The organism is Burkholderia sp. TSV86 (assembly GCF_001522865.1).
GTDB lineage: Bacteria > Pseudomonadota > Gammaproteobacteria > Burkholderiales > Burkholderiaceae > Burkholderia.
Genome location: NZ_LOWB01000032.1, coordinates 122,468 through 128,474, shown reverse-complemented (window position 1 = coordinate 128,474; position 6,007 = coordinate 122,468). Strand labels below are relative to the sequence as shown.

Sequence of the window (6,007 nt, the reverse complement as noted above, 5' to 3'; positions counted from 1 at the left end):
GGTGGACTCCTTGCTGTTCGCGGCGCGCATTGCCGCTACGGGCTACGCCCTTCGCGCCAATGCGCGCCAGCATGAAAAACCAACCACTGTCAGATTTAGTCTAGTCCACCGCACGTGATCTTGTCGACCGTCATATGCCAAAGACGAATGCTCATTGACCTGGAGGAGGCAATCAGTTTCCTTCCCTCTTTCGGTGTCAGATAATTTCGCAAGAAATCGAATGCAGTCTGGACGGACTTGAAGAAATCTCGCCGCGAAATCGATATGGTCTCCGAATCGGATCGCGCCCTGTCGGCCTAGTAACCAGTGACGATCCTGTCTAGCAACGATCTCGGGCGCCTATAGATTGCATCGGGTGCAATGTAGACGGGTACCCTCCGATATGCACCGTCGCTGCCTGCTTGCTTACTCGTGCCTGGTGACTCAGCACGCCTCAATGCATGGCATTTAGGCTGCTGACGTTGGCCTCGTATTCGCGCCTGGCGGCCGCGTGACCGCAGTGTCGAAAGCTGTGTGCGTCACACATCAAATATTCTCCAGCATTTAGCATGTGCTGCTCGGAACATTCCCGCAATTCGGCCTAGAGCCGCCGACGCTGGTTAACTGGTTGTCGCGGGACGATACGTTTGGCAGCCGTAACATCGGCTGCACTGCATAACGGCGGGCGTTGTATATCGACGGCGGCACGCCGGGGCCCGGCAAATTTGACGAGATCCCGCACAATTTACATCGGATGCTTTTTCGTCGGTAAAAACGTACTTTTTGCTGGTGCGGGGATACCACAAACTGCCTGGGTTCGATTCGATCACGTGATCATTCAGCACTGTGGCGAGCGGATGCGGACCCAAGCTCGCCGTTTCGAGGCAAGCATTGAAATGCGCCTGCGAGAGCCGCGTGCGGTGCCAGGCAATCGCACGCGCTCGATATGGATCCAAAAGATATGCTTGATGACGAAGGTGATTGCCGCAGCGGTGACGCCGCATGCTTCGTCGATCCACGGCACGAAGCGCTCGGCTTGATGTTCGATAGCAGGATCGAGAAGGATTTCAAGCGGATGTCGGGCACGAGGGTAAGCCTGGGCTCGATGCTTGTGCAGCCGTTGTGTGCGCTACACGCCCGCCGATGCGCGGCGTGCTTGCAGCGACGGTTCACGCATAGGTAAGATGGTCCGCGAGACCAGTTTAGATATCCATATGAACCCGACCTCCGTCAAGCCACCCGGCGCAAAAAGCCCGACCCGTTCCGTGGCGGACAAGCCCAAGACGCGGAACCAACAGCGGCTGACTTATTTGATCGCAAGCCTCGATCGACTCTTGCGCCGTCAGATGGGCGATGCGCTGGCGCCGATCGGCATCACGCTCGCGCAATACACGGCACTTTCGGTCTTGGAAACGCGTGGCGCACTGTCGAATGCGCAACTCGCGGTACGCTCGTTCATTACCCCGCAATCGGCGAATGAAGTGACGAGCGCGTTGGCGAACCGGGGTTATGTCGCCCGGGAAGGCGATCCCAATCACGGACGCGTGATTTTGCTGCGGTTGACCGAAGAAGGCGCGGCCGTGCTGCGCGAATGTGAGCGGGCAGTGCGGCCAGTGGAGCGCCGGATGGTCGGTGAGTTGTCTTCCGACGATACCGAGCGCGCGCAGCGCTCGCTCGAAATATTTGTGCGTAACCTGAACGACTGATTCGCCGGTGGTTTTCCTGTAGACCTGACCGGATCTGAATATATTTGGAATTTATCCGGCTTGGCTTGAGCTTGAAGTAACAGGCTACCTGTTAATAGATCGAACTGGTAAATGCAGGCCAGGGGCTTCGCATCGTCTTTATATTCAGGAAGCCTGATAAATAAGCATCGCGACGGGGCGTCGCGATCATGCACCTTGTTTCTTGATTGAGTTAATGGCAATCCAGCAGCCAGTGTCGGAGTGGGTCGGCTCGAATGTCGATGACGGCCGCGGCCGCACCGATCGGTTTGCTACCGGACCGGCTGGCGAGGCAGTGGCTGTGTTAACGACGTGCCAAATCCCGTACCGAATGCCAAGACACCTGCTCGCCGGGGCCCGGAGCGCAGGCAACCTGCGTGTCCTTCCGCGCGCTAATTGCTACGTCGGTGGCAACGTGAATTGAGCGGTACGCTTCGGTTGCCGATCGCGAAAGAAGCGGTGCGCAGCGGAAAGCAAGCAAAGTGCCGCAGTTGCCGACTGCATGGCCTGATTTGCCGATTCAGGTAGCCTTGGCGATACCGGTGGCCGACATCCGGTATGTACGCCCGATCAAAAATCACGCACGTCCGCGGTAGGTGTGGCCCCAAACGCATCGCTCAGCACATAGTCGACCAGCGTGCGAGCGACTACATCGGGCGAAGCGAGGCTGCCTTCTTGCTTGAGCCGCTCGAATCGCTCGATCGACGGGAAGCGCTCGCGGCCGCTCGCACGTATTGTTGCCTGCATATCGGTGTCGACGACGCCCGGCGCGACGCTGGCAATGCGCAACGCGCGTCCGGCATCCAGTGCGACTGCGCGCGCATGATGATCGAGCGCTGCCTTGGTTGCGCAGTAGACAGCCCAGCCCGCATACGGATTGCGTGCGGCGCCGCTCGACAGGTGGACGATTCGGCACTCGGCCGTATCGTTTGCAAGCTTGGCGACCGCGCTTGACAGTATCAATGGCGTCGTGACGTTCAGTCCGACGGCTCCCGCAACGGTGTCGAAATCTTGGGTGTCGAGCGGGCCGATAGGCTCGACTGTACCGGCGTTATTGAACAGAAGGATGCATGATGCACCATCGGCGAAGCGTTGCAGCGTGCCGCACGCGAGCCATGCTGCCACGCGCGTGGGATCAGACAGATCCAATTCGATTTCGGTGAGGCGATTGCCGAACTGCTTGCTAAGCGAAGAATGGCGGCCGCGCGACAGGCCGAGCACGGCGATGCCTTGTTGTAGGAGGTGCTCGGCCAGCGCGACGCCGAGCCCGCGGGTGTGCCCGGTGACGATTGCGCGCGTGGCGGGCGAATGAGGCGATGAGGTGGCCATATTCATCCTGGAAAGAGCGGGGACTGGAATCGTAACGCTGGCCGCTCCGACGCGCAAATATCGGCTGGTGTTGCCAGGCGGGTACCTGTGCGGTATGCGGACCACGACCGACACGGCGGTCAATCGCTGACGACACCCGGAATGGCTTCGACGAGAAAGTCCACGAATTCGCGGATCGCGGGAAGCGGTCCCTGGCGCGAAGAGGTCATCAGCACTGTGAGTTGTGCCGTGCCCGCTGTCCAGTCCGGCAGGATACGCTGCAGCGTGCCGTCGGCGATTTCGGGTTTGCAGATGTAGGTCGGTAGCGCGACAGCGCCAAGCGCTTTTTGCGCAAGCTGCTTGAGTGCCAGCATGTCGGTGCCGCAAAACCGCGGCGTGATAGTCAGCGATGCTTGACCGAGCGTCAGGTGATCGAGTATCAAGCGTTCTGCCGTAACCGTGCGATGGGATAGCATCGGCAGCTTCTCGACATCGTTGGGCTCGACGATTGGCGCATACTCGGCGAGCAACCGAGGGTTCGCGAACAAGCCCCATTGTATTTTTCCGAGCGGGCGTTGCACCATGCTGGAATCTGGTAACGGACGGTGATGGGCGCGAATTAGCACGTCGATTCCGTCGTGCGGCAGATCGACGAATTTGTCCGTGATGTGTTGCATGATCCGGATCTGTGGATGCTTCAGCATGAAACGGTCTATGACCGTCGACACAACGAATGTCGAAAAGCCATGCGAGCAGCTGATGCGAATCGTGCCGACGGATTCGGTCGCGCGTCTACGGAGCGCCATCGTTGCCGATTCGACGTCGCTCAAGATTGCGCGTGCATAGTCATATAGTTCGAGACCCGCATCGGTTGGTGTGATCCTGCGTGTGGAGCGCTGCAACAGCAACACGCCGAGTTCTTCTTCCAGACGGATCAGGCTGCGGCTGATTGTCGATTTGGGCACGCTCAGTGTTTCGCTGGCTGCGGTGATGCTTTTCTTTTCCAGAACTTGAACGAAGAACGCGAGCGCGCTGAAATCTAGCATAGCTGTATTGGGACAATATGGAACGGGTGGCGGCTTGTGCGATGCCGTTGGGAGCTATGCCGTCATATTAATGATGGTTGGTGATATGCATTGTTTGCTTGCTCGCATTATGGCTTCGAACGATGAAGCGGGAATCGGCCATCAGATGGCGGCAGCTTCATTTGTCTCCGATGGAAATTAACTATTTGACGATGCTTGACGGCCAGTTTCCTGCTGTTTGATGGCGGAAGCCGCGCATGACTCTCGAGCAAGCATAGAGCGAGAAATGGTTCAGATACCGAATCGTCGCTTTTTTTCGACAGATTTTCCCAATATTGAGCATTGCATATTTGTTTCGATATCCGTACAGTCACCGCGAAATTCACTCGGCATGCTATATGCTCTGGAGACGATGGACCGATAAAAGAAGCGAAGATGAAAGTTTTACGACGAAGCTAATTCAGTGTTCGCTGAAAAGACCTTGCGTTTAGACCGATGCCAATGGCGGCAACGTGCGCTGATGGGGTCGCCGATAGGCTGGTGGCAGGGCACCGTACCTCGCAGATTAGGGGGCGGGCATCAGCGCAATTGCTGCGCCCATCCGGGCAATGCTGGAAGTATGCGGTGGCACGGCGCAACCGCGGTTGCCATGACGCCGGCGGATAAAGAAGGGAATGACGTTGCGCGACATGCAGTACATGGTTAACTCCAAGGACTTCGAAATGCCCGCATTCGCCGATATGTTGTCTAACATGGGAGTTGTCGCATTTGCGAACTATCGAATTCATCGGTTCGGTAACTTTGTCGCGAGGCAGGCGATGAGCGGGGCGTGGTGAGGTTGCAGCCGAGCCCCTGACAAGGCATCTCTATCATTAAACCCGTGCCGGCTCCTTGCCGGCACATCAAATAAAACCGGGAGTGGAATCGACTATGGATTTCAATAAGAACTTTCTCGCGAACCAAAAAGACCTACTGCTGTTGGTCGCACGGATTTTGATCGTCGTGCTGTTTCTTCCTTCGGGATGGCAGAAGCTCGTGGGTTTTTCCGGGACGGTCGAATACATGGCGTCGACCGGTGCGCCACTCCCCGCGCTGGCCGCCTTGATTGCAGTGATCATGGAATTGCCGGTTTGCGCCGCAATTCTTGCCGGTTTTTTCACTAGGCCGCTTGCGTTGTTGCTCGCTCTATATACCATCGGCACGGCGTTCATCGGCCATCACTATTGGTCGATGCCTGAGGCCGTGCAGATGAACATGATGATTCATTTCTATAAGAACATTGCAATCGCGGGCGGGTTATTCGCATTGTGTGCCGCGGGCCCCGGAAGACTTTCCGTTGATCGCGAATAAATAAAAGGCTGCTGGAATCGTCAGGAGAGGTACCGCCACACGGCGAGTGGAGAACTCGTCGCGGCGGTGCCGGCACTTACGTGCACATGCGCGTGACACAGTGTGAGCGAGCAGGTTCTGCTCAGTTCGCCTCGCGTCGAAAGCATGCAAGCCAGAAGTGTTGTCGCCGGATACGGAATTCGTAATGCATTTGTACGATCGCGGGTGGCTCAATCGTGCCGCGCTGCGGGCCGTCGGCTATACGAGCAAACACTTGAGCCACCGGGCGTCGAGATTCAGCACGAAGCAAATGGCGAGCCGGCCGGGGTGTTGATCGCAAAACCCAACACCGCGATTCTGTAGGCGAGGCTGAACCAGGGGCCGAAACTGCCGTTGGAATACAAGTTGAATTCGACATGCCAGTTTATTCGCGAACTCGATCGCCTTGGCGTGACGAGTGTGATGGATGCTGCAGGCAGCTGCCAAAATTACCATAAAGACTATCAAGTGATCGAGTGACTGGCGAAACGAAAGTAGATAAAAGTTCGCATTGCTTATAACTTGTGTACGCAGCGAGCCGGCAGCGAGTATGACGATCTCGAATCGTGAGTCCAGTCCACTCAACTGGAGCGAGGCGACGGT

Annotated in this window: 4 protein-coding genes; 2 read left to right on the top strand and 2 right to left on the bottom strand. The window is 57.2% G+C overall.

Annotated elements, in window-relative coordinates:
• Positions 1–1,193: 1,193 nt before the first annotated feature.
• Positions 1,194–1,685 carry a MarR family winged helix-turn-helix transcriptional regulator gene (locus WS68_RS05475; protein WP_082709813.1) on the top strand — a complete coding sequence of 164 codons (492 nt, stop codon included), beginning with the start codon at positions 1,194–1,196 and terminating at the stop codon, positions 1,683–1,685.
• Between the two features lie 588 nt (positions 1,686–2,273).
• Here the strand turns inward: WS68_RS05475 and WS68_RS05470 are convergent.
• Together WS68_RS05470 and WS68_RS05465 are read right to left on the bottom strand one after the other, a co-directional pair.
• Entirely contained in the window at positions 2,274–3,032 is a 759-nt protein-coding gene (locus WS68_RS05470; RefSeq protein ID WP_059569821.1) for an SDR family oxidoreductase, read from the bottom strand.
• 119 nt (positions 3,033–3,151) lie between these two features.
• Entirely contained in the window at positions 3,152–4,057 is a 906-nt protein-coding gene (locus WS68_RS05465; RefSeq protein WP_059569820.1) for a LysR family transcriptional regulator, read from the bottom strand.
• Positions 4,058–4,966: 909 nt separating this feature from the next.
• On the opposite strand from WS68_RS05465, the gene WS68_RS05460 reads away from it, so the two are divergent.
• Positions 4,967–5,386 carry a DoxX family protein gene (locus tag WS68_RS05460; RefSeq protein WP_059569819.1) on the top strand — a complete coding sequence of 140 codons (420 nt, stop codon included), beginning with the start codon at positions 4,967–4,969 and terminating at the stop codon, positions 5,384–5,386.
• The last annotated feature ends 621 nt before the right edge of the window (positions 5,387–6,007 follow it).

Excerpts from the sequence above, each read along its gene's own strand:
- WS68_RS05460 (WP_059569819.1), top strand. The coding sequence starts at position 4,967 with ATGGATTTCAATAAGAACTTTCTCGCGAACCAAAAAGACCTACTGCTG.
- WS68_RS05470 (WP_059569821.1), bottom strand. The coding sequence starts at position 3,032 with ATGGCCACCTCATCGCCTCATTCGCCCGCCACGCGCGCAATCGTCACC.
- WS68_RS05465 (WP_059569820.1), bottom strand. The coding sequence starts at position 4,057 with ATGCTAGATTTCAGCGCGCTCGCGTTCTTCGTTCAAGTTCTGGAAAAG.
- WS68_RS05475 (WP_082709813.1), top strand. The coding sequence starts at position 1,194 with ATGAACCCGACCTCCGTCAAGCCACCCGGCGCAAAAAGCCCGACCCGT.